The sequence below is a fragment of the Haloferax mucosum ATCC BAA-1512 genome, from assembly GCF_000337815.1.
Lineage (GTDB): Archaea > Halobacteriota > Halobacteria > Halobacteriales > Haloferacaceae > Haloferax > Haloferax mucosum.
Genome location: NZ_AOLN01000013.1, coordinates 41,842 through 64,676, shown reverse-complemented (window position 1 = coordinate 64,676; position 22,835 = coordinate 41,842). Strand labels below are relative to the sequence as shown.

Genomic DNA, 22,835 nt, shown 5'->3' with positions numbered 1-22,835 from the left:
GGAATGGAAAAGAGACAGCCTTCATGAGTGTTCCAACGTTCCATCCCGACGTCGCCGACCAGCACCTTCGAGTCGATATTGACGACTGGGACGACGTGTACGTCGTTGGCGACGTACACGGGTGCCTTCCGGCACTCAAGCGCCTCGTGTCCCGACTCGACCCGTCCGAAGACGACCTCGTCGTCTTCGTCGGCGACCTCGTTCGGAAGGGACCGGACAGTAAGGGCGTCATCGACTACGTTCGGGAGCGCGACAACTTCCTGACCGTCCGCGGCAACAACGAGGAGAAACTCATCCGAGGCACAAAGGAAATCGACGCCCTCACCGACGACGACCTCGAATGGATAGAGAATCTCCCGGTCGCCATCTCGTGGGCGGACGCCATCGTCGTCCACGGCGGCATCCACCCCGAAAAGCCGCTCGCCGAACACACGGTGGACGAACTCGAAAACACCCGCGCGATGAACCCCGGCGACAGTTACGACGGTCCCTTCTGGTTCGAACACTACGAGGGACCGGACCGAGTCTTCTTCGGCCACACCGTGATGGCTCACCCGGCGGTCTTCCAGTACGCGATGGGTCTCGACACCGGCGCAGTCTACGGCGGCGAACTCACCGCGTACGACCTTCACGCGGACGAACTCGTCGCCGTCGATGTCGATGAAACCCACGAGTCGCGGAAGGACTCGAAGATTCTCGAACCGCGGCAACCCGCGTTGGTCTGACGCCGCCGGACGTCAGGTCGGTCGTTTCTCCCGGTCAGAAATTGTAGTCAGAAAATACATGCCGGAGTGGACGCCACGTGTCCGGTGATGCCCACCACCGGTTCCAGACGACAGTTCATACGGCTTGCCGGTTCGATAGCCCTCTTCGGAGGTCGTTTTTGGGGTGCTCGGTGAGACGTCGAATCCGGTGACCGAGCGTCGAATAATTCGTCTTCCGGCGCTCCGGCAGACCTCTCGTCGAACGGAGTCTACCGCCTGAATGAGACGGGCGTCCAGCGAGTCAGCGGCGAGGACGTCTCACCCTGCTACCGAGGTTACGCGCTCGCCTGAATCTGGCCTAAAACCGCCCCGCGGTCGAAATCAGACCCTTCGGCGACGGCTATCTCGGTGACGGTGCCCGCGACCGGTGCGGGAACGTCGATGCTCACTTTCTCGACTTGTATCTCACAGAGCGTCTCGCCCGCATCGACGGCCGCGCCTTCGCGGACGAACCAGTTTGCGAGATAGGCTTCGTCCACGTCGTCGGCGTCCGCGGGCCAGACGGCTTCTGAGTCGATTTCGACGGCGTCGGTCATGCCATCGCTCCGTTCATGTTCGTCCTCCGCTCGGTACGCTCGCGTTTCTCATTCGTGGAGGTCGCGGACGGCCGCCGCGATGTCGTCGGTACCCGGAATGACTTCGTCCTCCAGCGGCCGGGCGTAGGGAATCGGCACGTCGGGGATTGCGAGGCGCTCGACAGCCGAGAGGTCGTCGAGCGCGCCCTCAGCGGCCCGCGCGATAATCTCGCCGGTCACGCCGAACGACTGGTAGTCTTCGTCAACGACGAGGAGCGTGCCGGTCTTGCGGACCGAATCGAGGATGGTGTCGGTGTCGAGCGGGACCAGCGTCCGCAGGTCGATAACTTCGGCGTCGATGCCGTCGTCTTCGAGTTGGCTCGCCGCCTCCATGGCTCGGTGGACGTGCAGGCCGAGCGTGACGACGGTCACGTCGTCTCCGACGCGCTTCACGTCGGCCTCGCCGAACGGAATCGTGTAGTCGTCTTTCGGGACGGCCGTCTTCGGTCCCGACGGCGACGGCATCCACCCGAGACCCATCAGGCGCTTGTGGAACATGTAGACGACCGGGTCGTCGTCGCGGATGGCGCTGTGCATCAGGCCCTTGGCGTCGTAGGCGGTGCTCGGGACGACGACTTTCATCCCCGGCAGGTGTGCGAAGGTCCCGTAGAGCGTCTGGGAGTGTTGTCCGGCGTCGTTGTAGGTGCCGCCGACCGCGGTGGTCAGCACCATCGGCACCGACATGGTCCCGCCGCTCATGTAGGTGTTTTTCGCCATATTGTTGTAGATTTGGTCCATGGCGACGCCGAAGAAATCGACGAACATGAGTTCGGCAATCGGCCGCATTCCGGCCTGTGCCGCGCCGACGGCCGCGCCGAGATACGCCGTCTCGCTGATGGGAACGTCCATTACGCGGTCGCGGCCGAACTCGTCTAAGAGACCGGTCGTACTGGAGAAGATGCCGCCGTAGTCGGCGATGTCTTCGCCCATGATGAACACGTCTTCGTCGTTTCGCATCTCCCACGCGATGGCTTCGACCATCGCCCTACTCATCGTCAGTTCGCGTTCTGTCTCCGCCGCTTCCGTCACGTCGCGTGATTCAGTTGCCATTAGTTTGCACCTCCGTTCTCACCGCCGTCAGTCGCCGCCGTCGCCGGCGGATTCGTGAACACGTTTTCGTACGCCTCCTCCGGGTCCGGTTCGGGTTGCTTTTTCGCCCACGTTATCGCGTCTTCGACTCGTTCGTGCGCGCGCTCGCGTATCTCGTCAATGTCGTCGTCGGTCACGCCGTGCGAGCGCAGGTCGTCCGCGAGTCGGTCAATCGAGTCGCGTTGTTTCGCGCGCTCGATGTCCGCTTCGGGGCGATACGCCTCTGCGTCGCCCATGAAGTGTCCCATCCGGCGGTGGACCTGCACTTCGATGAGCGTCGGGCCGTTGCCGTCGCGGGCGCGCATGACCGCCTCACCGGCGACTTCGGCAACAGCGAGGGCGTCGTCGGAATCGACGCGAACGCCGGGCAGGTCGAATCCCCACGCCCGCTTGGACCCGTCGGCCACGTCGGTCACGCGGTCTTTTGGCATGCTAATCGCCCAGTCGTTGTCCTCGATGACGAAGACGACCGGCAGGTCGTGGACGGCCGCGAGGTTGAGCGACTCCAAAAAGCCGCCTTGGTCGATTGCGCCCTCGCCGAGGAAGGCGACGGCCACGGCGTCCGTGTTGCGCTTTTTTGCGGCCAGCGCCGCGCCGACGGCCGGGGGGCATCCCTGTGCGATGATGCCCGAACACGCAAAGTTCACGTCCGGGTCGAACAGGTGCATGTGACCGCCCTTCCCGCGGCACAACCCCGTTTCACGACCGAATATTTCGGCCGTCATTCGCTTGAGGTCAACGCCTTTTGCGATGGCGATGTGGTGCGGACGGTGCGGTCCGGTTACCGTGTCGTCGTTGCGGAGGTGGATACACACGCCCGCGCCGGACGCCTCGTGACCCGCCGCGAGATGCAGTTCTCCCGGAATCGGCCCGGCCGAGATGTCGAACGCCGGCTCTTTCCCGACTAGGTACTCGTCTACGAGCCGTTCTTCGTAGTGCCGAGCAGTCACCATCTGCTCGTACATCGTTTTGAGTTTGTTAACACCCACCATAGTTGGTGTCTGAACGTACTCCAGACAATCTATTAACATTAATTCTGAAAGTTCTGAACGTCAGGACTCCTGACGCCCGGATTCGCGCGATATGAAGCGCATACACAGTTCTAAGCCGATTCCGCGAGTAGTGTGAGACATGCACGAAACAGGCCCAAACCTCGTCTCGATGCCGGTTGACGGCGTCGAGTTGGAAGGCGACCTCAGGGTGCCCGACGGCGCGTCGGGACTCGTCGTCTTCGCTCACGGAAGCGGAAGTAGCCGAAAGAGTCCGCGAAACAACCACGTCGCCGACGTCATCCGCGACCGCGGTCTCGGAACGTTCCTTTTCGACCTCCTCACCGAGGCAGAAGACCAGTCTTACGAGACTCGATTCGACATTCCGCTGTTGACGACGCGTCTTCTCGGTGCAACCGAGTGGCTCCGAGACCGCGACGAGACCGCCGCCCTCGAATACGGTTACTTCGGTTCCAGCACGGGTGCGGCGGCGGCGCTCCTCGCGGCGGCCGACCTCGGAACACGGGCCGGCGCGGTCGTGTCACGCGGTGGCCGCGTTGACCTCGCCGAATCTCGACTCGACGACGTGTCCGCGCCCACGCTGTTCGTCGTCGGCGGCGCGGACGAGCAGGTACTCGAACGCAACCGCGACGCGTTCGCCCGCCTCGACTGCGAAAAGTCGCTGGAGGTCATTCCGGGTGCCGGGCACCTGTTCGAAGGTCCCGGCGAACTGGACGCGGTGGCCGACCTCGCGGCCGACTGGTTCGAAACGCACCTGTGACGAGGCGGGGTTATCGAGAGAACTCAGCGGTGATGTCGCTTGGACATACGCTACTTCGACGCGAATCGGAATGGTCCTAGCCCGGAGACACGTCGTTGGCGTCCGGGGACCGGTGTTAGAATCCCTCGACGAGCCGTTCTATCTGCTCCGGTGGGACCGCTCCACGAGCGGCATACCCGTCGTAAGCGAACGTCGGCACGCCGGTCACGCCGTGGCGCTGTGCCTCGGCGAACTGCTCGTGGACTTCCGCGAAGAGTGCGTCGTCGTCGAGCGCTGAGCGGATTTCACCACCCTCGACACCGGCGTCTTCGGCGAGTTCGATTAGCAGTGCTTCGTCGTCGATGTTCGCGCCGTTCTGCCAAAGCGCGTCGAAGATTGATACGTCGAACGCCAGCCACGTGTGATTGTCGTAGTGTTGCTTGACGTAGTACGACGCGACCTGCGCGGAAAGCGAGTCGATATCGGTTGCGACGTCCAGCGTCATCTCCACGTCGTATCTCTCCTGTAGCCGTTTGACGCCCGCTTTCGCCTGTTCGAAGTATTCGTCGTCTTTGCCGTCATCGACGGAGAAGTCGATGCTTCCGTCTGGCCGTCGTTTGTGGCTTCGGAGGTCGAACGGATGCCAGTCGATGACGAGGTCATCCTCGCGCGTCTCCTGATACCGACGCAACGACTCTCGGCCAAGATAACAGAACGGACAGACGTAGTCCGAGTAGACGGTGATGTGGTCCGGGTCAGTCTCGGTCTCACTCATACATACTCGTAACTGCTGAGATTACAAAAGCGGCGTGCTTAGCTATGTGCGGGGAATGCGGCACACGCGAGCGCAGGTACGTTTGTTTCTAAAGGGGGGACGAACATGCGAAACGGCTGATTTCGGTCGCAACTGAGCCGGGCCGCGCACTCCGTCGCTACTCGGAATCGTCTTCGGCGAGCATTCGGCGGAGTGCGACTTCCATCTCCTCGAACTCGGTGAGTTCGAGTTCGTCGGTCGTGACGATAACCCCGCGGTCGCCGCCGACGACGCGGCCGACGAACCCCTCGGAGAACACGCGGAGGGTAAACTCGTACTCGCCGAAGTCAGGACCGGCGTTGGCGTCGGCTTCGGGGTCACTCTCGGCGTTGCCGCGACTGTAGGTCTCTTGCGGGCCGAAGCCGACTCGTTCGTTCTCGACGAGTTCGGACTTCGCGGCGCGCATCGTCCCCTCGTCACCGTAGAGGTCCGTTCTGACGTAGAGCACCTCGAAATCGTCGCGGGTGAAGTAGATGACGCTCCGGAGTGAATCGCCGAGCGTCGTCCGGCACGTCGAGACGAGGGCGTCCGCGAACTGTTCGTCGATGTCGAGCACCGGTTCTTCCATGGTATTACATAGCGTGCTTAGTATTTGGTCGTCTCGCTGAGTGCGGTAGTTCGGCGCTCGACGCGGGGATATTGCCCGACCGGCGCGTCAGGCCAGTCGGAACTTCGTCTCGGTGAGTTCCTGTGAGACGGTCCACAGTCGCTTTGCGGTCTCGGGGTCTTTCGCCCGAGTACTCGGCGCTTCGGGGCCGGGGGTGCCACGCATTCCGAAGAGTCCCTGCGGACCCGCGTACGTCCCGCTTTCGACAGACTGCTCGGTGGCGGCGTAGACAAGCGGAAGCGCGCCCTTCGCGGCCGACTGGGCGAAGACGGCGTTAGCGAGTTTACTGAACCAAAGCCGGGCAGTCGAACCCGACGCCTCGGGACCGCGGAACTGGAGGTTCGTGTCCGCGTACCCCGGGTGTGCGCCGACGCTCAACACGTCGTCGATGCCCGCGGCGGTCAGTCGGCGGTCCAACTCGTAGACGAACAGTAAGTTGGCGAGCTTGCTCTGTGCGTAGGCGTCCCACTCGTCGTAGGTTTGCTTGCCCTGGAGGTCGTCGAAGTCCATCCGTCCGCGTTCGTGCAGGCCGCTCGACACCGTGACGAGGCGCGTCTCGCCGGGCGTGTCTCGAAGGTGCGAAAAGAGTCGGGCGCTCAGCGCGAAGTGTCCGAGGTGGTTCACGCCGAACTGCATCTCGAAGCCCTGTTCGGTCTCGCGCCGGGGAATCGCCATCACACCCGCATTGTTGCAGAGGGCGTGCAGTGCGCCGTGGTCCGCGGTGAACGTGTCCGCGAATCGCCGAACCGAATCGAGGTCCGCGAGGTCTAGTTCCGAGAGCGTCAGCGACGCGGCCGGGACAGCCGCTCGAATCCGTTGCATCGCCGTCTCGCCCCGGTCGAGACTTCGACAGGCCATCACGACGTGTGCGCCCTTTTCGGCGAACATCCGGGTCGCCTCGAAGCCGAGTCCGCTGTTCGCGCCGGTGACGACGACGGTCTTCCCCGAGAGGTCGGGGATATCCCCTTCGTGCCAGTCGCTCATGACGGACGCAAGGGGCCGATGCGAGTAAACGATACTGGCGGTCTCCACCCCGAGTTCGGCATCAGCGTACGAACGCGGTGACACTGCCCGAATGTGGGCATCACCACCTGAGTGCGGGCGTCACCACTTGAGTGCGGGAGATACCACCCTGACGCACTGCACAGAGTCCGGCCGTGCGCCGGTGTCGGTACCTACCGAGACGCCGTGCTGGTTTGCATCTCGTCGGCGTTGAACGCCGCGCCGAAGCCCTCGTCGTCGAGGAGAATAACGCCCGCCGAGGAACCGGTGAGTTCACCGAACTCCTGAATGGCGAGGTCGGCCGCGGTCTGTGCGTCACAGCCGCGTTCGACGTGGCGGACTGCTCTGCGAGCGAGCGTCACGCGGGCGATGTCTTCGCCCGCGCCCGTCGTGGACGCGCCGCCAGCGGGGGACGCATAGAAGCCGGAGCCGATTTGCGGGACGTCGCCGACGCGGCCGGCGAGCGCGAACCAGCGGCCGCCGGTCGAGGTTGCGGCGGCGAACGTCTCGCCGTCCGTGGCGACTGCGCCGACCGTGTCGTGACCGGGAAGGTCGGCGTCGCTGGCGGAGCGATGCCCGTCGCTCGCGTTCGCGGTCGGGTCGCTCGTACTGCCGCCGAAGCGGTCGGCGAGCCACGAGAGGTGTTTCGTCGGCGACCCCTCCGGTGGGTCGGCCGCGTCCCAGCGCGCTCGCGTCTCCTCTGTGAACAGGTCAACGTCGGTCTCGACGCCAACGTCGGCCGCGAAATCGACCGCCGGGTCGCCCGACAGAAGGACGTGCGGGGTCTCTTCGAGGACTGCACGAGCGACCGACACCGCGTGTTCGACGCCCGGCATTCCCGACGCCGCGCCGACTTCGCGGTCACTGAGCATGACACCGGCGTCGGTGCGGACGACGCCGTCGGACTGCACCGCGCCGCCCACACCGGCGTTGAACCGGCGGTTCGATTCGAGCACGCGAATCGCGGACTCGACCGCCGAAAGCGGGTCGGACTCGGCGACACCAGTGTTCGCCGCGTCGTCGAGAATCTCCTGTCGTGGTTCCGGTTCGTCGGGTATCTCGCCCGCGCCGCCGTGAACGATAATACGCATACGAGGGAGCAATCGGAGGGTCTGTGTAAACGTATCGACCGAGCCGTGCTTGCGGCGAGATTTGCCTCTCGGGCGGGAGAACGGCAGGACTTTTACACCGCACTCAAAATCCCTCATTGTTCATGAGCTACGACCAGATTGAGGTTCCTGAAGACGGCGAGAAAATCACGGTCGATGAGGAGACAGGTGCGCTTTCTGTCCCCGAGAACCCGATTATCCCGATTATCCACGGTGACGGAATCGGGACGGACGTCGGTCCCGCCGCACAGAAGGTCCTCGACGCCGCCGCAGAGGCGACTGGACGCTCTGTCTCCTGGATGCGAGTCTACGCCGGTTCGTCTGCCCGCGACAAGTACGACGAGAATCTCCCCGCAGACACTGTCAACGCCATCCGCGACCACCGCGTCGCCATCAAGGGTCCGCTGACGACGCCCGTCGGCGCAGGATTCCGCTCGCTCAACGTCGCGCTCCGTAAAAAACTCGACCTCTACGCGAACGTCCGTCCGACCTACCACCTCGACGGCGTTCCGTCGCCCGTCAAGAACCCCGCGGCGATGGACATGGTCACGTTCCGTGAGAACACCGAGGACGTGTACGCTGGCATCGAGTGGGAAGCAGGCACCGACGAAGTCCAGAAGGTAAAGGAGTTCGTCGAAGAGGAGATGGGCCACGACGACGTCATCCACGACGGTCCGGTCGGCATCGGAATCAAGCCCATTACCGAGTTCGGTACGAAGCGTCTCGTCCGTGAGGCAATCGAATACGCCATCGAGAACGACCGTGATTCCGTCACCCTCGTCCACAAGGGTAACATCATGAAGTTCACCGAGGGTGCCTTCCGCGACTGGGGCTACGAACTCGCCGCAGAGGAGTTCGGCGACGTCACCATCACCGAGGACGAACTCTGGGAGGAATACGACGGCGAGAAGCCCGAGGACAAGATTGTCGTCAAGGACCGCATCGCCGACAACATGCTCCAGCAACTCCTCACCCGCACCGCCGACTACGACGTCATCGCCACGATGAACCTCAACGGCGACTATATGTCCGACGCCGCTGGCGCACAGATCGGCGGTCTCGGCATCGCACCCGGTGCGAACTTCGGTGAGGGTCTCTGTCTCGCAGAGCCTGTCCACGGCTCCGCGCCCAAGTACGCGGGCGAAGACAAGGTCAACCCGACCGCGATGATTCTCTCCGGCCGTCTCATGTTCGAGTACATGGGCTGGAAGGACGCCGGCAAGCTCATCCGCGACGCCGTCGAAAAGACCATCTCCGAGGGCGACGTGACCTACGACCTCGAACGCCAGATCGAAGGCGGCAACAAACTCGCAACGAGCGAGTACGCCGACAAGGTCGTCGAAAATATTCACGAACTCGCGTAAGCTAGTTCGTGGGTCTGCCGAGCTTTGCTCGGCATCACCGAGAAACTCTCGTAGAGCGTTTCGCCGACTTGGAACTCGACGATTTCTGAGACTATCGAAGCGTTCGGGTACAATGAGACGACGAAGACCGTTTTCGGTCTCGATTTTTTCGAGCGTTACAGTCCGTGTGGACGCCGAAGCGCCGCCAAGCGGTCCCACAGCGGGCGAACGAGACCGAAGATGACGGCCCCGGCGGTATCGGCGACGATGTCGATGCCGGTGTCTTCGAGGTAAAACGCGAGCGACCAGTTAACCCAAAAGTCGGTGAACAGGCGCTCGTACACCTCGAACCACGTTCCGATGGCGGCGACGGCCATCGGCAAGACAACGAGTAGTGCGAACCGCGACCGGAGCACTCGTGGCTCGAAAAGGTACAACACGGCCGCGACGCCGAACCCGGAAGCGGCGTGGACGAAGATGTCCCACCACCAGATGCGACTGTAGAGAAACAACACCATGCTCGTGAAGTGCGTCGCAGTCACCACCGCACCCCACGCGGCGACGACGGCCATCTCCCGCGGGCGCTCTTCCCACCGCGGAAGCACCATCTCGTCCCACGCGCGCCTCAGCATGCGCACCGAACGCGGCGGTTGACGCCGACTGAACTGTGTCGCCCCTGTTCCCGTTCCCAATCGACAACGACTCGCATGGGCGAGTACTAGGGAATCTATGATATGTACGTTATTTCCGCAGAACGACATGTCCGGGTTGAATTAACGGCATCGCCGACCGAGTCCGACTCACTTCGAAGCGGGCGTCGAATCCGGCCGCGTCGGGTCAGTCCGAATTGCCGTCCGAATCTGTGCCGTCCGTCGAGTCTTCGCCACCGTCCGAACGCAGGCCATCCGGGTAGTCTGCCGAGGTTCCATCCGAGCACGAATCGACGTTCTCTGCGGGGCGTTTGGTGAGACCGTTCACGAAGGCGACGAAGCCGAGCGCGCCGAGTACGTCAACCACGAGGTCGATGAGCGTGTCTTCGGCGTAGTAGGCCATCGACCAGCCGTACCAGAAGTCTTTGAACAGATATTCGTACACTTCGAATCCGGCACCGATGGCGAGGACGATGCCACCGATGACGAGCGGCGCGCGAGCGCCCTCGAACGTCCGCGGGAAGACGAGAAAGAGGACGCCGGCGACACCGAACCCCGAGAGCGTGTGGGTGAGTAGGTCCCACCACCAGATACTCGTGTAGACGTTGTACGCGAGCCCGCCGAAGTGGAGCGCGCTGACGACGACCGCCCAGACGCCGACGAACAACCAAAGCCAAGGCTTCCGCGAGAGGTCGAGGCGATTCATACTCGCACGAGTCTCGTGTGCGGGGCTTGCGTGTTCGGCGTACTGGACGCTGTCCATGGAGGGTATATGCGGGGAGAGGGCATAATTGAGGACGACTGTCACCTGTGTAGTGATACTCGACTGATAAATGCTTTCTCCTAAGAGGTTTGAATCGGCCGGTCCCGAACGTTCAAATCCGACGCGGCGAAATCTACGGCCATGTACGCGGTCGTCGGGTGTACGGACTGTGCGAACATGTGGTTGCTCTCGAATCCCGGTGAGTCGAAGACGGCGACGTGTCCGCGCTGTGGCAGGCGAAACCAGACGAAGAAACTCAGACGCTTTTTCGAGTCCGAGGACCGAGACGCCGCCAGACAGGCGCGCTCGGCGCTCTTGGCGAAGAAACACGGCGACAGCGAGGCGTTCGCGGACGTCGCGCACGTCTCGGAACTCGGCCAGCAGGTCGAAGACGCCGGCATCGACGACCGCGAATATCTCGAAGGGGCGGGTCTCGACGCCGACGAGGTGTTCGAAGCGGGCGCGAAGGCGAAACACGGACAAAACTCGGCGTCCGGTTCGACCGACCGACTGACCATCGTCCGGGAGGTCATCCGGGACAGCGACCGACCGACGGAAGACGAAATCGTCGCGGCCGCGGGCGAACGCGGTGTCCCCGAGGAACGCGCCCGCGACCTACTCGACAAACTCCGGCGGCGCGGTGAGGTGTCGGAATCGCGGGGCCGACACCGGTTGCTCTGACCAGCGGGACGGTGTGATTGGGAGTTCGGCAAGTGGACTCAGAGTACGCCGAGGAGCTTTGCGACTGTCAGACCGGACGCGATGATTCCCAACGTCAGCTTCACCAACTTGAGCGCGAGGGCGAGTCGCCGCACCTCGTCGTGTTCGTCGGACGATTCTGTGCCGGTGCTGAGGCGAGGGACAGACATGAGAGGGGGTGGGATTGTGGATGCGCCCGCGGGGACTCCCCGACGGACGCATCTGCTCGGTTCTGTCGGGACGGGAGTAAAACCGAGCCACGGATGCGGAGTGAAAGTGAAAGTAGTCGAAATCCATCCAATTCGGCTGGATGTACACCCGAGAGGTGTTCTCGGACGTGACTCCGAATAATTCAGTGAGTGAAAGTAAAGACGACTTCGGGTGTCGGCCGACGGCTCAGAACCAGATGCTGTCGTAGGCGGCTGTCGCAACCGCGCCGAGGACGCGCTCGCAGTGTGGACAGACCACCAACTCGGACGAGCCGGTGCTACTTTCGGTCATCTGCAGGAAGCCCATGTCGTCGTCGCTCGTTATCCGACTGTCGCACTCGGGACACCGCGCAGTGTCAACGTAGGTAAATCCCATGGGAACCGTTGGGTTCCGCCCTGCCATTACTGTTTTCTTGCCAACTTGTGGGATGAGAAAATCAGCTGGCTCAGCGGCGAGTTCGGAAGGACGAGAGTTTTTGATTCGCCGAACTGTGTCTAAATCGGCGAACGAGCCGGTTGTGTCGCCTTACCGACCAAGCTCGGCGTGTGCGCTGGAGAGATTCCGAGAGGCGAGCGCCGACAGGAGCGAGAGTTCGCCCGCGAGCGAGCCGACGGCGATTGCTTCGGCGAGGGCGTCGGCGTTCGAGCCTGCGGGGTCGCCGCCGCCGCGGACGCCGAGGATGTCGAGACCTTCGGCTTGGGTCGGGAGTTTCGTTCCGCCGCCGACGGTGCCGACTTCGAGGGACGCGAGCGAGACGGAGACGTAGAGGTCGCCATCCTGCACTTCGGCGGTCGTGATGGCGTTTGCGCCCTCTACGACCTGCGCTTCGTCCTGTCCCGTTGCGAGGAACATCGCGGCGACGACGTTTGCGACGTGGGCGTTGAACCCGAGGCTCGCGGCCTTCGCGGAGCCGACGAGGTTCTTTCGCGTGTTGAGTTCCGCGACGGCCTCGGGCGTGGTGTGTAGGCGTTCTTCGACGACCTTGCGCGGGATGCACACGTCGGCGGTGACGCTCCGTCCCCGGCCTTCGACAGCGTTGATGGCGGCCGGTTTTTTGTCGGTACAGAGGTTCCCCGAGAGGGCGACGAGGGAGGCCGTCGTCTCGTCTTCGACGACGCCGCAGACCGCTTCGGTTGCGATGGTAACCATGTTCATCCCCATCGCGTCTTTCGTGTCGTAGCGGAAGCGCAGATAGACCGAGTTGCCGACGACGTAGGGGGTCACGTCCAGCAGTTCGCCGTGACTCGTGGTCTCCTCGGCGGCCGCTTTCAGCGCCGCGAAGTTGTCGCGGGTCCACGAGACGAGCGCTTCGGCCTCGGCGACGTCGGCGACGCGGAAGACCGGCGCGCGGGTCATGCCGGACTTGAGGACGCGGGCGGTCGCCCCACCGGCGCTGTTGATGACCGAACAGCCGCGGTTGACGGACGCGAGGAGCGCGCCTTCGGTCGTTGCGAGCGGGAGATACGTCTCGTCAGAGACCGCGCCGCCGTCGATAGTGACGGGACCGGCGACGCCCATCGGGACCTGAATCGCGCCGACCATGTTCTCGATGGCCGACTCGGCGGCTTCGGCGGGGAAGCCGTAGTTTCCGACCGAATCGAGCGACGCGCCCGAATACTCTTCGACGAGGCGGCGGCGAGCCTCGGCGGCGGTGTCGGCGTCGGCGTGTGATTCGAGTTCGTGAAGGCGGAGTTCGCCCGCCCGAACGCGGTCGGCGAGAGACGCGGCGTCTGTCATGGGCCGACGTTTCTTGCGCCGGGGCAAACAGGTTCCGGTTCCGCCGACGGGCGGGCCGACTGCGGGACAAAAGCGACACCCCACGCGTCAGCCCGAACGACTTTGCCCTCCCGCGTCGGGGTTGAAGGTATGACTGCGGCGGCGGACCTCGTGGTGACCAACGCGGACGTACACACACTCGAATCGCCGGACGCGACCTACGAAGCGGTCGCCATCCGCGACGGTGAACTCGTCCGCGTTGGTCGCGCCGCTGACGTCGAACACCTCGTCGGCGTCGAAACCCGCGTCATCGACTGCGAGGGTCGGGTCGTCCTCCCCGGTTTCATCGACGCCCACACACACCTCCCGATGGTCGGCCGGTCGCTCGTCCACGCTGACCTCTCGGCGGCGGACTCGGTCGCCGACGCCGTTTCACTCCTCCGTGACCGGGCCGAAGAGACCGACGACGACTGGGTTCTCGGCTTCGGCTACGACGAGAGCACGTGGGACGAATCGCGCTATCTCACCCGCGACGACCTCGATACGGTCTCGGAGACGGCTCCGGTCGTCGCCTTCCGCGAGGACCTTCACACCGCCGGCGTCAACTCGGTCGTACTCGACAGCTACGCCGACGAGATGCCCGCAGACGGTGTCCAAACGGACGCTGGCGAGCCAACGGGTGTGGTCGTCGAAGCGGCAGTCGATGTGCTCTGGAAGGCGACCGAACCGGACCGCGAGGAGATGACGAAGCTCGTTCGCGCCGCACAGGAGTACGCGACTGCCCGCGGCGTCACCGGCGTCCACGACATGGTTCGTGGCTCTCGCGCTCCCGAGGTCTACCGCGACCTCGCCGCCGCGGGCGAACTGGACCTGCGAGTTCGCATCAACTACTGGGCAGACCACCTCGACGCGCTCCGCGAAGTCGGCCTGCGGACGAACCACGGAAGCGAGTTCGTGGCAGTCGGCGCGATAAAGACGTTCACCGACGGGAGCATCGGCGGCCGGACGGCGAAACTCTCGGAACCGTACGCCGACGCCCCCGACGAGACCGGACAGTGGGTCGTCGCGCCCGACGAACTCCGTGCGATAGTCGCCGACGCCGACGACGCGGGCTACCAACTGACCGCCCACGCCATCGGCGACGAGGCTATCGACGCCGTGCTCTCTGCCTACGCGGAAACCGAAAACCCCGATGGGAGCCGTCACCGTGTCGAACACGTCGAACTCGCGTCTGACGACGCCACCGAGCGGTTTTCCGAGTTGGGAGTCGTCGCCTCCGTCCAGCCGAACTTCCTCAAGTGGGCTGATGAAGGCGGTCTCTACGATGCCCGACTCGGGGACAGACGACGCCGAACGAACCGATACCGCGACCTGCTCGACGCCGGGGTCGAACTCGCGTTCGGAAGCGACTGCATGCCGCTCGCTCCGCTTTTCGGAATCGACCTCGCAACCGACCATCCGAACCCCGCCCAATCGCTCACCGTCACCGAAGCCCTCCGCGCGTACACCGCAGGGGCGGCCTACGCCGGGTTCGACGACGACCGACTGGGGACCGTCGCGGTCGGCACCGCCGCGGACCTCGTCGTCCTCGACGAATCGCCGTGGGACGCCGCATCTATCCGAGATATCGACGTCACGATGACTATCGTTGACGGACGTGTCGTTTTCGACGGCCGGGCGTGACAGCCACCCCCACACGACAGTGCGCAGGAGGTCTCACGTCGAACAACCCGCACCAACCGGCGACTCATTTTGAATAAAATCATTCTTCAACGAGTACGCGGGCTTTTGTGCGGTGTATCGCTGATTCGTGACCCATACTACGGACCAATATCTATTCAAGAGAAAAAGTAAGGGCATGTAGGCTACATTGAAGAAAAATATTTTTCAATATGGCCTACTGATGGTGGGATAATCGTGGTGAAAATTCGTGGTTGAATTACAGTCGGTCGGATTCGAGTCGGACCTCAGTCTGTTCAAATACGATACGTTCGAACAGCTACCGGAGAGCCACCGAGACCTCGACGAGGCCGAACGCGCCGAGCGTATCGCCGCCGCCCGCGAGGAACTCGGCGACCGCGTTATCGTCCTCGGACACAACTACCAGCGCCGAGAAATCGTCGAGCACGCGGACTTCATCGGCGACTCATACGAACTCTCGAAGCGCGCCGCCGAGTCAGACGCCGACTACGTCGTCTTCGGCGGCGTGACGTTCATGGCCGAGAGCGCGGACATCATCACCGACGACGACCAGACGGTGATTCTCCCGTCGATGGAGGCGTCGTGTCCGATGGCGGGGATGGCCGAGGCCGTGCAGGTCGATTCCGCGTGGGAAGAACTCATCGAGGGAACCGGCGGCAAGGACATCCTCCCGGTTACGTACATGAACTCCTACGCCGACCTGAAGGCGTTTTGCGCCTCCCACGGCGGCCTCATCTGTACGTCTTCCAACGCCGCCGACGCCTTCGAGTGGGCCTTCGAGCGCGGCGACGCCGTGCTCTTTCTGCCCGACAAACACCTCGGCCGCAACACGGCCAACGACCTCGGCATCGAGAACGTCGTCGAGTGGGACCCGTGGGCGGGCGGCGTCGCAGGTGCCGACGGCAACGCGGACGCCCTGGCCGACGAACATGGCGACCTCCCTGGTCTCGACGATGCCGACCTCGAAGCCGCCGAAGTCATCCTCTGGGACGGCTACTGTCAAGTTCACGAACGCTTCCGCGTCGAACACGTCGAAGACGCCCGCGCCGCGGGCGCGAACGTCGTCGTCCACCCCGAGTGCCGCCCGAGCGTCGTCGCGGCCGCGGACGAAGTCGGCTCGACGAGCCACATCTGCGACGTTATCGCCGACGCTGACCCCGGCGAGACGTGGGCTATCGGCACCGAAGTCCACCTCGCGCGACACCTCGCTCGCTGGCACCCCGAAGTCGATGTGCGTCCGCTCTGCGGCGACGCCTGCATGGACTGCAACGCCATGCGGCAGGTTGACCCCAACTACCTGACGTGGGTGCTCGAAGAACTGGCCGACGGCCGCGAACCGAACGTCGTCGAGGTCGCACCCGAGGAGAAAGAACTCGCCGCGGTCGCACTCGACCGCATGCTCGAACTATGAAGACCGATGTACTCGTCGTCGGGTCGGGCATCGCCGGATGCGCCGCGGCACTCGCCGCCGCCCGCGAGGGCGCGGACGTGCTCGTCGTCACGAAAGCGACCGAACCCGAAGACGCGAACACCGACTGGGCGCAAGGCGGCATCGCCGTCACCCAGTCAGCACCGGACGCGTTCGCAGACGACATCCGCCGCGCGAGCGACGACACCGCCGACCCGGCGGCCGTGGATGTGCTCGTCTCGAACGCCCGTGAGGCAGTCGAAGACGTGCTTTTAGACACCCTCGGCGTCGAGTTCGATACCGCCGGAGACGACTTCGACCTCGCCCGCGAGGCGGGCCACTCGAACCGCCGAATCCTCCACGTCGATGCCAGCACCGGGAAGTACGTGCTCCGGCCGTTCCTCGAACACCTCTCGGAACGCGACGGCGTTCGCATCATCGACGACGCGACGGTGCTCGACCTCGTGACTGACGAAGGCACCGTCCGGGGCGCGACAGTTCTCACCGGCGACGGCGTCGAACCCGTCTTCGCGGGCGCGACCGTCCTCGCAACCGGCGGCATCGGCGCGTGCTACGGCCGGTCAACCAACCCACCGGGCGCGACCGGCGACGGCGTGGCGATGGCCGCGCTCGCGGGTGCGACCATCTCGGACATGCAGTACGTCCAGTTCCACCCGACCGCGTACGACCCCGAGACCGACCCGTCGGCCGACGACGCGGCCCACTCGTTCCTCGTGAGCGAGGCCGTCCGCGGTGAGGGTGCTGTCCTGCGCGACGGCGACGGTCGGCGATTCATGCCCGACGTGCACGAAGACGCCGAACTCGCCCCTCGTGACGTCGTCGCCCGCGCCGTCGCTCGCGCCCGCGACCGAACCGGACGGGTCGTACTCGACGTCTCGGACATCGACTTCCGCGCGGAGTTCCCCGACCTCGCCGACCTGTGTGACGACCGCGGCGTCGAACTCGACGCGGGTATCCCGGTCGCACCGAGCGAGCACTTCCTCTGTGGCGGCATCGCCGTCGATGAACGCGGTCGCTCCTCGCTCGACAGACTGTTCGCCGCGGGCGAGTGCGCCCGAACCGGCGTCCACGGCGCGAACCGCCTCGCTTCGACGAGTCTGCTCGAAGGGCTGGTCTGGGGTACCCGGGCGGGCGAGACCGCGGCGGCGCGAGGCCGCGGCGACGCGACCGCCGTCGAGCACGTTCCGCCGCGGGATTCGGACCCGGCGCTTCCAGACGCGTTCGCCGACGCGAAGTTCGACCGTCTCGGCGAGACCATGGACGAGTTCGCCGGCGTCGAACGAACGCCGGACGGTCTCGAAACCGCTCGGGCGCGACTGCGCCGCCTGAAGGGTGAAGTCGATGCCTACGCTCGAACCCGCGTGTCACGGTCGCTCTACGAACTTCGAAACGCCTGTATCTCGTCGCTTCTCGTCGCGCGAGCGGCCGAATCCGCCCCGCCAGCTGGTTGTCACTCGCTGTCCGAGTCGGAGGTGATCGCCAGTGCTGACGACTGAGACGGTCGAACGCTGGCTGGCCGAAGACGTCGGACACCGGGACGTGACGAATCACGTTCCCGGCGAGACGACCGGCCGACTCGTCGCAAAGGAAAGCGTGGTCGTCGCCGGCTTGGACGCCGCGGTCGCCATCTTCGATTACCTCGGCGTCGAAACCGAGCGCGCGGCCGAAAACGGCGAGTCGGTCGAGGCCGGTGACGTGGTCCTGCAGGTCGCCGGCGATGCGCGGAACGTCCTCCGCGGAGAGCGCGTCGCCGCCAACGTCGTCGGTCACGCCTCGGGCATCGCAACCACGACCAGAGAGGCGGTCGAACTCGCCCGCGACGCGTCCGACTCGGTCCGCGTCGCCGCGACCCGAAAGACGACGCCCGGACTGCGCGGCGTCGAGAAACGGGCGGTCGTCGCCGGCGGCGGCGACACCCATCGGCTCACCCTCTCGGGGATGGTGATGGTAAAGGACAACCACATCGAAGAACTCGGCTTAGAGGCGGCTGTTCACCGGTTCGAAGCGCGAAAATCGTTCGCCACGAAGCTCGAAGTCGAAGTCGAGTCGCCGGAGATGGGCGAGCGCGCCGCGGCCGCCGGTGCCGACATCGTGCTCTTCGACAATCTCTCGCCCGAACGCGTCCGCGAGGGTGTCGAACGGCTCCCCGACGGCGTTCTCTCGGAGGCGAGCGGCGGTATCACACTGGAGACGCTCCAGTCGTACGCGGCGACCGGCGTCGACGTCGTCTCGATGGGCTGGCTCACACACAGTGCGCCGAGTGCGGACGTTTCGTTCCGAACCGGCGAGACGAGAGAAGCGAACGGGACGAGCGAGACGAACGCGCCGCACTGACTCGTCCGCCGTCAGGACCGGTTGACGCACGGCGAGACCACACGTTCATACGCTCGTTTCGTGTGGGTGGGACAACGGTTGACGTCCGTTTCGTCAGCAACTTCCTTCGGTCCCCGGGCGTGAAATAGAACGACCCGTCTGAGTCGCCGTCTTCGTCTTTTCCGGTGTGTCCGGTGTGTCCGTCGTTTCTATCGTTTCTGTCGTTTCCGGTATCTTCGTGCGCTCCCCACCGCCGACGTGCGTCGCGGCCGGGTGCCGACCCGTCGGCGAAGGGAAAACCCCTTACATTCGGTCGTCGCACTCGCGGGCAATGGGTTTCTTCGACGACCTCTCGGACCGCATCGAGAAGGTAGACAGCGTCGTCTCAGTCGGTCTCGACGCCGACATCGACCGTATTCCAGAGCACCTTCTCGACAGAGGCCTCCCACGATGGGCGTTCAATCGCCGCATCATCGACGCGACACACGAACACGCCGCGGCCTACAAGCCGAACGCGGCGTTCTACGAGGACGAAGACGGATGGCGTTCGCTCCGCGAAACCATCGCCTACGCGCACGGAAAAGACGTTCCGGTCCTCCTCGACGCGAAACGCGCCGATATCGGCAACACGACGCGGCAGTACGCGAACCTGCTTGACGACGCCGACGCCATCACCGTCAACCCCTACATGGGCCGCGACTCGATTCAGCCGTTCCTCGCCCGCGAGGACAAGGGCGTGTTCGTCCTCTGCCGCACGTCGAATCCCGGCGGCGCGGACCTCCAATCGCTCGAACTCGAATCCGGCGAACCACTCTACGAGCGCGTTGCCGCGCTCTGTGACCTCTGGAACGAAAACGGAAACGTCGGTCTCGTCGTCGGGGCGACCGGCCCCCAAGAGTTGGAAAACCTCCGCGAGCAGGTCCCCGACCTCCCGTTTCTCGTCCCCGGCGTCGGCGCACAGGGCGGCGACGCGGAGGCGGCGGTCGAGTACGGACTCGCCGACGGCGTCGGTCTCGTGAACTCCTCGCGCGGCATCATCTTCGCCGGCGAAGACCACGGCGAGGACTTCGACAAGGCGGCTGGGCAGGCGGCAAAGCGTCTCAAGAATCGTCTGAACCAGTACCGATAACGCTCCGGACACCGCGGGTTGGTGGCGACTGTCGGTCTCTCGGCGAGACGTTTAGGACCGTGCGCCACCAATTACGCCCGTGGACCGAGACCGACTCGTCATGGGCCTCGCGGCGGTGTTTGCGGGAATCACCATGCTCCTCGTCGTGTTGGCGTTCGCCTCCCAGCAACTGCTGTTGTTGTTCGTCGCCGTACCGTTTGGAGCGACGACGTACTTCATGTACTCTGACGTGAGTGGTCGGTTCGAAGCGCGCTTTCGGCGGCGCGGCGTTCGGGCTAATTCGGGGGGCTTCGGTTTTCAATCGGCACGTCGCGGTGCTCGACAGGACGAAACCGGCGGCTTCGGCGCGGGACCGCGCGGTGGCCCCCGAGAGGGACCCGGTGCCGGGCGGTTCGGACGCGACGGGCGGGGTGGGCGGCGGACCGGTGGTCGAACCAACCGAACTCGCGTTCGCCCGCCCCGCCGAGGGATGAGCCGGCAGAAAGCCCTCAGAACGCTCGGACTCGACGACGACGCGTCGGCCGAAGAGGTAAAAGAGGCGTACCGGGCACGCGTGAAAGAAACGCACCCAGACGCCAAGTCGGGCGACGAAGAGACGTTCAAGCGCGTCAACCGTGCCTACGAACGACTCTCTAACTGACGCCACTGGCCGACACACGGCTTTACGCCTAGTCGGTTCGGAGCAGGCCTGAACTGTACTCGAATCGTACTCAAACGGTACTCGAACTATCGTTCCGTTGAGTTTCTGCACATTGTATCGGGAAGACTGGCAAACGATTGGTACGACGAATACTCTGTTGTGGTATTGTGACACGGCAAATGCTACCGCGGAAAGCGTTTTCACGGTCGGTTTCCTACGGCTTTCCATGAGCGTGGACCGGTCTCTCCTCGAAGAGGCCCTCGAACGCGGTGAGGAAGAAGGTGGGAACGTCGAGTTCAAAGAACGCCTCACCCGCGCCGTTCACCTGTCCGATGGTCGGATGGAGTCGCTCGCGGCCCAACTCCGACACCGAGTGCTCTCCGGCGACGGCGTCGCAACCTACGTGGTCGGCGTCACCGACGACGGCGGTATCGCCGGCATCCCACCGGACGACTTCTCCGAGACGATGGACGTCCTCTCGCTTCTCGCAGAGGAGGCGGGTGCCCACATCGAAGACGTCGAAACGTGGGGCGTCGGCGACGCCGCCGAACGTGGTCTCGTCGGGGTTGCGACCATCCGCGAGGGCGCGATGCTGGACGTGGACGACGACCATATCGTCGTCGGCACCGCGGGCCACGTTGACCACGGCAAATCGACGCTCGTGGGGTCGCTCGTCACCGGACAAGCCGACAACGGGAACGGCGAGACACGCGCGTTCCTCGACGTGCAACCGCACGAGGTCGAACGCGGTCTCTCCGCTGACCTCTCGTACGCCGTCTACGGCTTCGGCGAGGATGGACCGATTCACATGCGGAACCCACACCGGAAATCCGACCGCGCCCAGATCGTCCAAGAGGCGGACCGGCTGGTCTCGTTCGTCGATACCGTCGGCCACGAACCGTGGCTCAGAACGACGATTCGCGGGCTGGTCGGTCAGCGACTCGACTACGGACTGCTCGTCGTCGCCGCCGACGACGGCCCGACACGGACGACCCGCGAACATCTCGGCATCCTCTTGGCGATGGAACTGCCGACGGTGGTCGCCATCACGAAAGTCGATGCCGTCACCGACGACCGCGTCGGCGAGGTCGAACGCGAGGTCGAGCGACTGCTCCGCGACGTGGGCCGAACCCCGCTCAGCGTCGAACGCCACGGCGTCGATGCCGCAGTCGATGAGATTAGCGAATCCGTCGTCCCGCTCGTGTTGACAAGCGCCGTGACGATGGACGGGCTGGACGTGCTCGACCACCTCTTCGAGTCGCTTCCGAAGCGAGTCGCCGCCGAAGGCGACTTCAAGATGTACATCGACCGAACGTACTCGGTCACCGGCGTCGGAGCGGTCGCCTCCGGGACGGTCAACTCCGGCGCGGTCGAGGCGGGCGACACGCTTCTTCTCGGACCCATGTCGGACGGCGACTTCCGCGAGGTCGAAGTCCGTTCCATCGAGATGCACTACCATCGCGTTGACCGAGCGAACGCCGGCCGAATCGTCGGCATCGCGCTCAAGGGAGTCAGCGAATCGGAAATCGAACGCGGGATGGTGTTACTCCCGGCAGACGCCGACCCGACCGCAGTCCGCGAGTTCGAAGCCGAAGTGATGGTGCTCAATCACCCGACGAGAATCCGGGAGGGCTACGAGCCAGTCATCCACATCGAGACCGTCTCAGAAGCCGCTATCTTCCACCCTGAGGGTGGACAACTCCTTCCGGGCGACACCGGAGAAACTCGCGTCGAGTTCAAGTTCCGACCCTACTTCGTCGAAGAGGGCCAGCGATTCGTCTTCCGCGAAGGCCGGTCGAAGGGCGTCGGGACCGTGACGAAAGTCGAGTGACCTCACGAACTGGAGTGACTCATTCCACAGTTTTCGAAAGACGCTCATATCCGTTTTCCAGCGGTGGTCCGTGCCCCGGACAGGCATGGGTGAACCGGTCTCCCCGGCGGAGAAGCGACTGGATGCTTGTTTTGACCTGCTGGGCGTCGTATGAACTCAGGCGACCCGTCGGGCGGAGTGTGTCTCCGAGTCCGTAGGCGAGGTCACCGAGAAACGCGGCGGAGCGGCCTTCGTGGACGTACGTCACGTGACCGGGAGTGTGGCCGGGTGTGTGATACACTCGGAACTCACCTATCGTGTCGCCGTCACCGATGGGACGAATCGGCAGGTCCGGGAGTTCTATTCGACGGTAGTAGAGTCGGTGCATGGCTTCGAGTCCATTCCGGGCGGTCCACGGCGGCAAGCGCTCCCCTGTGACGTAGGGGGCTTCGAACTCGTGGATATAGACCGATGCGTCGAGGTCGGGCGACAATCTCCCGAGGGTGCCGACGTGGTCAGCGTCGTAATGAGTCAGGAGGATGCGGTCGATGTCGGCGAGTTCGAACCCAGCGTCGACGACTCCGTTTCGGACAGTCTCTTCGTCACTGGGCCACCCTGAATCGACGAGCGTGAGTGTCCCGTCGTCGACGAGAAAGACGTTCGGCATGTCGAAGGTCTTGCAGTCGATGTGCCAGAGACCGTCCGAAAGAGGCGTCACCATTG

Annotated in this window: 24 protein-coding genes; 11 read left to right on the top strand and 13 right to left on the bottom strand. The window is 64.3% G+C overall.

The features are described 5' to 3' along the window. Positions 1-23: 23 nt before the first annotated feature. A complete protein-coding gene (locus C440_RS10260; protein ID WP_008320388.1) occupies positions 24-725 on the top strand; it encodes a metallophosphoesterase family protein in 702 nt (233 codons plus the stop codon). A 314-nt stretch (positions 726-1,039) separates the two neighbouring features. On the opposite strand, the gene C440_RS10255 is transcribed toward C440_RS10260, so the two are convergent. Genes C440_RS10255 through C440_RS10245 form a run of 3 tightly spaced genes read right to left on the bottom strand, consistent with a single transcriptional unit; the run spans position 1,040 to position 3,393 of the window. Beyond that, the gene (locus tag C440_RS10255) at positions 1,040-1,300 is read right to left on the bottom strand and encodes a lipoyl domain-containing protein (protein ID WP_008320387.1); all 261 of its coding nucleotides are present in this window, start codon (positions 1,298-1,300) and stop codon (positions 1,040-1,042) included. A 48-nt stretch (positions 1,301-1,348) separates the two neighbouring features. Then, positions 1,349-2,389: an alpha-ketoacid dehydrogenase subunit beta gene (locus tag C440_RS10250; RefSeq protein WP_008320386.1), complete on the bottom strand. Its 1,041-nt coding sequence runs from the start codon at positions 2,387-2,389 to the stop codon at positions 1,349-1,351. Continuing rightward, positions 2,389-3,393 (bottom strand): thiamine pyrophosphate-dependent enzyme, encoded by a 1,005-nt coding sequence (locus C440_RS10245; RefSeq protein WP_049915755.1) that lies wholly within the window; start codon positions 3,391-3,393, stop codon positions 2,389-2,391. Before C440_RS10245 ends, C440_RS10250 begins: the two co-directional genes overlap by 1 nt. A 166-nt stretch (positions 3,394-3,559) precedes the next feature. On the opposite strand from C440_RS10245, the gene C440_RS10240 reads away from it, so the two are divergent. Continuing rightward, entirely contained in the window at positions 3,560-4,198 is a 639-nt protein-coding gene (locus C440_RS10240) for a dienelactone hydrolase family protein (RefSeq protein WP_049915678.1), read from the top strand. A gap of 115 nt (positions 4,199-4,313) precedes the next feature. Here the strand turns inward: C440_RS10240 and C440_RS10235 are convergent, their stop codons facing one another. The 4 genes from C440_RS10235 to C440_RS10220 all read right to left on the bottom strand — a co-directional run bounded on the left by C440_RS10235 (position 4,314) and on the right by C440_RS10220 (position 7,691). Continuing rightward, positions 4,314-4,952 carry a DsbA family oxidoreductase gene (locus C440_RS10235; RefSeq protein ID WP_008320383.1) on the bottom strand — a complete coding sequence of 213 codons (639 nt, stop codon included), beginning with the start codon at positions 4,950-4,952 and terminating at the stop codon, positions 4,314-4,316. A gap of 157 nt (positions 4,953-5,109) precedes the next feature. Then, complete coding sequence (locus C440_RS10230; protein ID WP_008320382.1) at positions 5,110-5,559, bottom strand: DUF7522 family protein; 450 nt, start codon at positions 5,557-5,559, stop codon at positions 5,110-5,112. Between the two features lie 87 nt (positions 5,560-5,646). Then, positions 5,647-6,582 carry an oxidoreductase gene (locus tag C440_RS10225; RefSeq protein WP_049915675.1) on the bottom strand — a complete coding sequence of 312 codons (936 nt, stop codon included), beginning with the start codon at positions 6,580-6,582 and terminating at the stop codon, positions 5,647-5,649. Between the two features lie 191 nt (positions 6,583-6,773). Continuing rightward, positions 6,774-7,691, bottom strand: coding sequence for an isoaspartyl peptidase/L-asparaginase (locus C440_RS10220; RefSeq protein WP_008320380.1), 918 nt, complete (start codon positions 7,689-7,691; stop codon positions 6,774-6,776). 122 nt (positions 7,692-7,813) lie between these two features. On the opposite strand from C440_RS10220, the gene icd reads away from it, so the two are divergent. Further along, positions 7,814-9,073 carry an isocitrate dehydrogenase (NADP(+)) gene (gene icd, locus C440_RS10215; protein WP_008320379.1) on the top strand — a complete coding sequence of 420 codons (1,260 nt, stop codon included), beginning with the start codon at positions 7,814-7,816 and terminating at the stop codon, positions 9,071-9,073. Between the two features lie 155 nt (positions 9,074-9,228). Here the strand turns inward: icd and C440_RS10210 are convergent, their stop codons facing one another. Further along, entirely contained in the window at positions 9,229-9,684 is a 456-nt protein-coding gene (locus tag C440_RS10210; protein ID WP_008320377.1) for a hypothetical protein, read from the bottom strand. 205 nt (positions 9,685-9,889) lie between these two features. Further along, positions 9,890-10,408, bottom strand: coding sequence for a hypothetical protein (locus C440_RS10205; RefSeq protein WP_193788401.1), 519 nt, complete (start codon positions 10,406-10,408; stop codon positions 9,890-9,892). Positions 10,409-10,606: 198 nt separating this feature from the next. Here C440_RS10205 and C440_RS10200 point away from each other — a divergent pair, with 198 nt between their 5' ends. Next, positions 10,607-11,146, top strand: coding sequence for a DUF5817 domain-containing protein (locus tag C440_RS10200; protein ID WP_008320374.1), 540 nt, complete (start codon positions 10,607-10,609; stop codon positions 11,144-11,146). Positions 11,147-11,184: 38 nt separating this feature from the next. Here the strand turns inward: C440_RS10200 and C440_RS17545 are convergent, their stop codons facing one another. The 3 genes from C440_RS17545 to hmgA form a co-directional block, all read right to left on the bottom strand. After that, on the bottom strand, positions 11,185-11,334 hold the full coding sequence (locus tag C440_RS17545; RefSeq protein ID WP_161605928.1) for a hypothetical protein: 150 nt from the start codon (positions 11,332-11,334) through the stop codon (positions 11,185-11,187). 226 nt (positions 11,335-11,560) lie between these two features. After that, positions 11,561-11,776 (bottom strand): hypothetical protein, encoded by a 216-nt coding sequence (locus C440_RS10195; protein WP_206537080.1) that lies wholly within the window; start codon positions 11,774-11,776, stop codon positions 11,561-11,563. A 123-nt stretch (positions 11,777-11,899) separates the two neighbouring features. After that, complete coding sequence (gene hmgA / locus C440_RS10190) at positions 11,900-13,111, bottom strand: hydroxymethylglutaryl-CoA reductase (NADPH) (protein ID WP_008320371.1); 1,212 nt, start codon at positions 13,109-13,111, stop codon at positions 11,900-11,902. A gap of 129 nt (positions 13,112-13,240) precedes the next feature. Between hmgA and C440_RS10185 the strand changes: the two genes are divergently transcribed. From C440_RS10185 to C440_RS10155, 7 genes are all read left to right on the top strand, one after another. Continuing rightward, complete coding sequence (locus tag C440_RS10185) at positions 13,241-14,773, top strand: amidohydrolase (protein ID WP_008320370.1); 1,533 nt, start codon at positions 13,241-13,243, stop codon at positions 14,771-14,773. A gap of 247 nt (positions 14,774-15,020) precedes the next feature. Further along, positions 15,021-16,202 carry a quinolinate synthase NadA gene (nadA, locus tag C440_RS10180; RefSeq protein WP_008320369.1) on the top strand — a complete coding sequence of 394 codons (1,182 nt, stop codon included), beginning with the start codon at positions 15,021-15,023 and terminating at the stop codon, positions 16,200-16,202. Beyond that, positions 16,199-17,716, top strand: a complete 1,518-nt coding sequence (locus C440_RS10175; RefSeq protein WP_008320368.1) for an L-aspartate oxidase — start codon at positions 16,199-16,201, stop codon at positions 17,714-17,716. Before nadA ends, C440_RS10175 begins: the two co-directional genes overlap by 4 nt. After that, entirely contained in the window at positions 17,703-18,554 is an 852-nt protein-coding gene (gene nadC, locus C440_RS10170) for a carboxylating nicotinate-nucleotide diphosphorylase (RefSeq protein WP_008320366.1), read from the top strand. Before C440_RS10175 ends, nadC begins: the two co-directional genes overlap by 14 nt. Positions 18,555-18,864: 310 nt before the next feature. Then, positions 18,865-19,662 (top strand): orotidine-5'-phosphate decarboxylase, encoded by a 798-nt coding sequence (pyrF, locus tag C440_RS10165; RefSeq protein ID WP_008320365.1) that lies wholly within the window; start codon positions 18,865-18,867, stop codon positions 19,660-19,662. A 79-nt stretch (positions 19,663-19,741) separates the two neighbouring features. Continuing rightward, positions 19,742-20,302 (top strand): J domain-containing protein, encoded by a 561-nt coding sequence (locus C440_RS10160; RefSeq protein WP_008320363.1) that lies wholly within the window; start codon positions 19,742-19,744, stop codon positions 20,300-20,302. A 226-nt stretch (positions 20,303-20,528) separates the two neighbouring features. Further along, a complete protein-coding gene (locus tag C440_RS10155) occupies positions 20,529-22,133 on the top strand; it encodes a GTPBP1 family GTP-binding protein (protein ID WP_008320361.1) in 1,605 nt (534 codons plus the stop codon). A gap of 19 nt (positions 22,134-22,152) precedes the next feature. On the opposite strand, the gene C440_RS10150 is transcribed toward C440_RS10155, so the two are convergent. Next, positions 22,153-22,833 carry an MBL fold metallo-hydrolase gene (locus C440_RS10150; RefSeq protein ID WP_008320360.1) on the bottom strand — a complete coding sequence of 227 codons (681 nt, stop codon included), beginning with the start codon at positions 22,831-22,833 and terminating at the stop codon, positions 22,153-22,155. Between the last annotated feature and the right edge of the window lie 2 nt (positions 22,834-22,835).

Excerpts from the sequence above, each read along its gene's own strand:
- C440_RS10260 (WP_008320388.1), top strand. The coding sequence starts at position 24 with ATGAGTGTTCCAACGTTCCATCCCGACGTCGCCGACCAGCACCTTCGA.
- C440_RS10255 (WP_008320387.1), bottom strand. The coding sequence starts at position 1,300 with ATGACCGACGCCGTCGAAATCGACTCAGAAGCCGTCTGGCCCGCGGAC.
- C440_RS10250 (WP_008320386.1), bottom strand. The coding sequence starts at position 2,389 with ATGGCAACTGAATCACGCGACGTGACGGAAGCGGCGGAGACAGAACGC.
- C440_RS10245 (WP_049915755.1), bottom strand. The coding sequence starts at position 3,393 with ATGTACGAGCAGATGGTGACTGCTCGGCACTACGAAGAACGGCTCGTA.
- C440_RS10240 (WP_049915678.1), top strand. The coding sequence starts at position 3,560 with ATGCACGAAACAGGCCCAAACCTCGTCTCGATGCCGGTTGACGGCGTC.
- C440_RS10235 (WP_008320383.1), bottom strand. The coding sequence starts at position 4,952 with ATGAGTGAGACCGAGACTGACCCGGACCACATCACCGTCTACTCGGAC.
- C440_RS10230 (WP_008320382.1), bottom strand. The coding sequence starts at position 5,559 with ATGGAAGAACCGGTGCTCGACATCGACGAACAGTTCGCGGACGCCCTC.
- C440_RS10225 (WP_049915675.1), bottom strand. The coding sequence starts at position 6,582 with ATGAGCGACTGGCACGAAGGGGATATCCCCGACCTCTCGGGGAAGACC.
- C440_RS10220 (WP_008320380.1), bottom strand. The coding sequence starts at position 7,691 with ATGCGTATTATCGTTCACGGCGGCGCGGGCGAGATACCCGACGAACCG.
- icd (WP_008320379.1), top strand. The coding sequence starts at position 7,814 with ATGAGCTACGACCAGATTGAGGTTCCTGAAGACGGCGAGAAAATCACG.
- C440_RS10210 (WP_008320377.1), bottom strand. The coding sequence starts at position 9,684 with ATGCTGAGGCGCGCGTGGGACGAGATGGTGCTTCCGCGGTGGGAAGAG.
- C440_RS10205 (WP_193788401.1), bottom strand. The coding sequence starts at position 10,408 with ATGAATCGCCTCGACCTCTCGCGGAAGCCTTGGCTTTGGTTGTTCGTC.
- C440_RS10200 (WP_008320374.1), top strand. The coding sequence starts at position 10,607 with ATGTACGCGGTCGTCGGGTGTACGGACTGTGCGAACATGTGGTTGCTC.
- C440_RS17545 (WP_161605928.1), bottom strand. The coding sequence starts at position 11,334 with ATGTCTGTCCCTCGCCTCAGCACCGGCACAGAATCGTCCGACGAACAC.
- C440_RS10195 (WP_206537080.1), bottom strand. The coding sequence starts at position 11,776 with ATGGCAGGGCGGAACCCAACGGTTCCCATGGGATTTACCTACGTTGAC.
- hmgA (WP_008320371.1), bottom strand. The coding sequence starts at position 13,111 with ATGACAGACGCCGCGTCTCTCGCCGACCGCGTTCGGGCGGGCGAACTC.
- C440_RS10185 (WP_008320370.1), top strand. The coding sequence starts at position 13,241 with ATGACTGCGGCGGCGGACCTCGTGGTGACCAACGCGGACGTACACACA.
- C440_RS10175 (WP_008320368.1), top strand. The coding sequence starts at position 16,199 with ATGAAGACCGATGTACTCGTCGTCGGGTCGGGCATCGCCGGATGCGCC.
- pyrF (WP_008320365.1), top strand. The coding sequence starts at position 18,865 with ATGGGTTTCTTCGACGACCTCTCGGACCGCATCGAGAAGGTAGACAGC.
- C440_RS10155 (WP_008320361.1), top strand. The coding sequence starts at position 20,529 with ATGAGCGTGGACCGGTCTCTCCTCGAAGAGGCCCTCGAACGCGGTGAG.
- C440_RS10150 (WP_008320360.1), bottom strand. The coding sequence starts at position 22,833 with ATGGTGACGCCTCTTTCGGACGGTCTCTGGCACATCGACTGCAAGACC.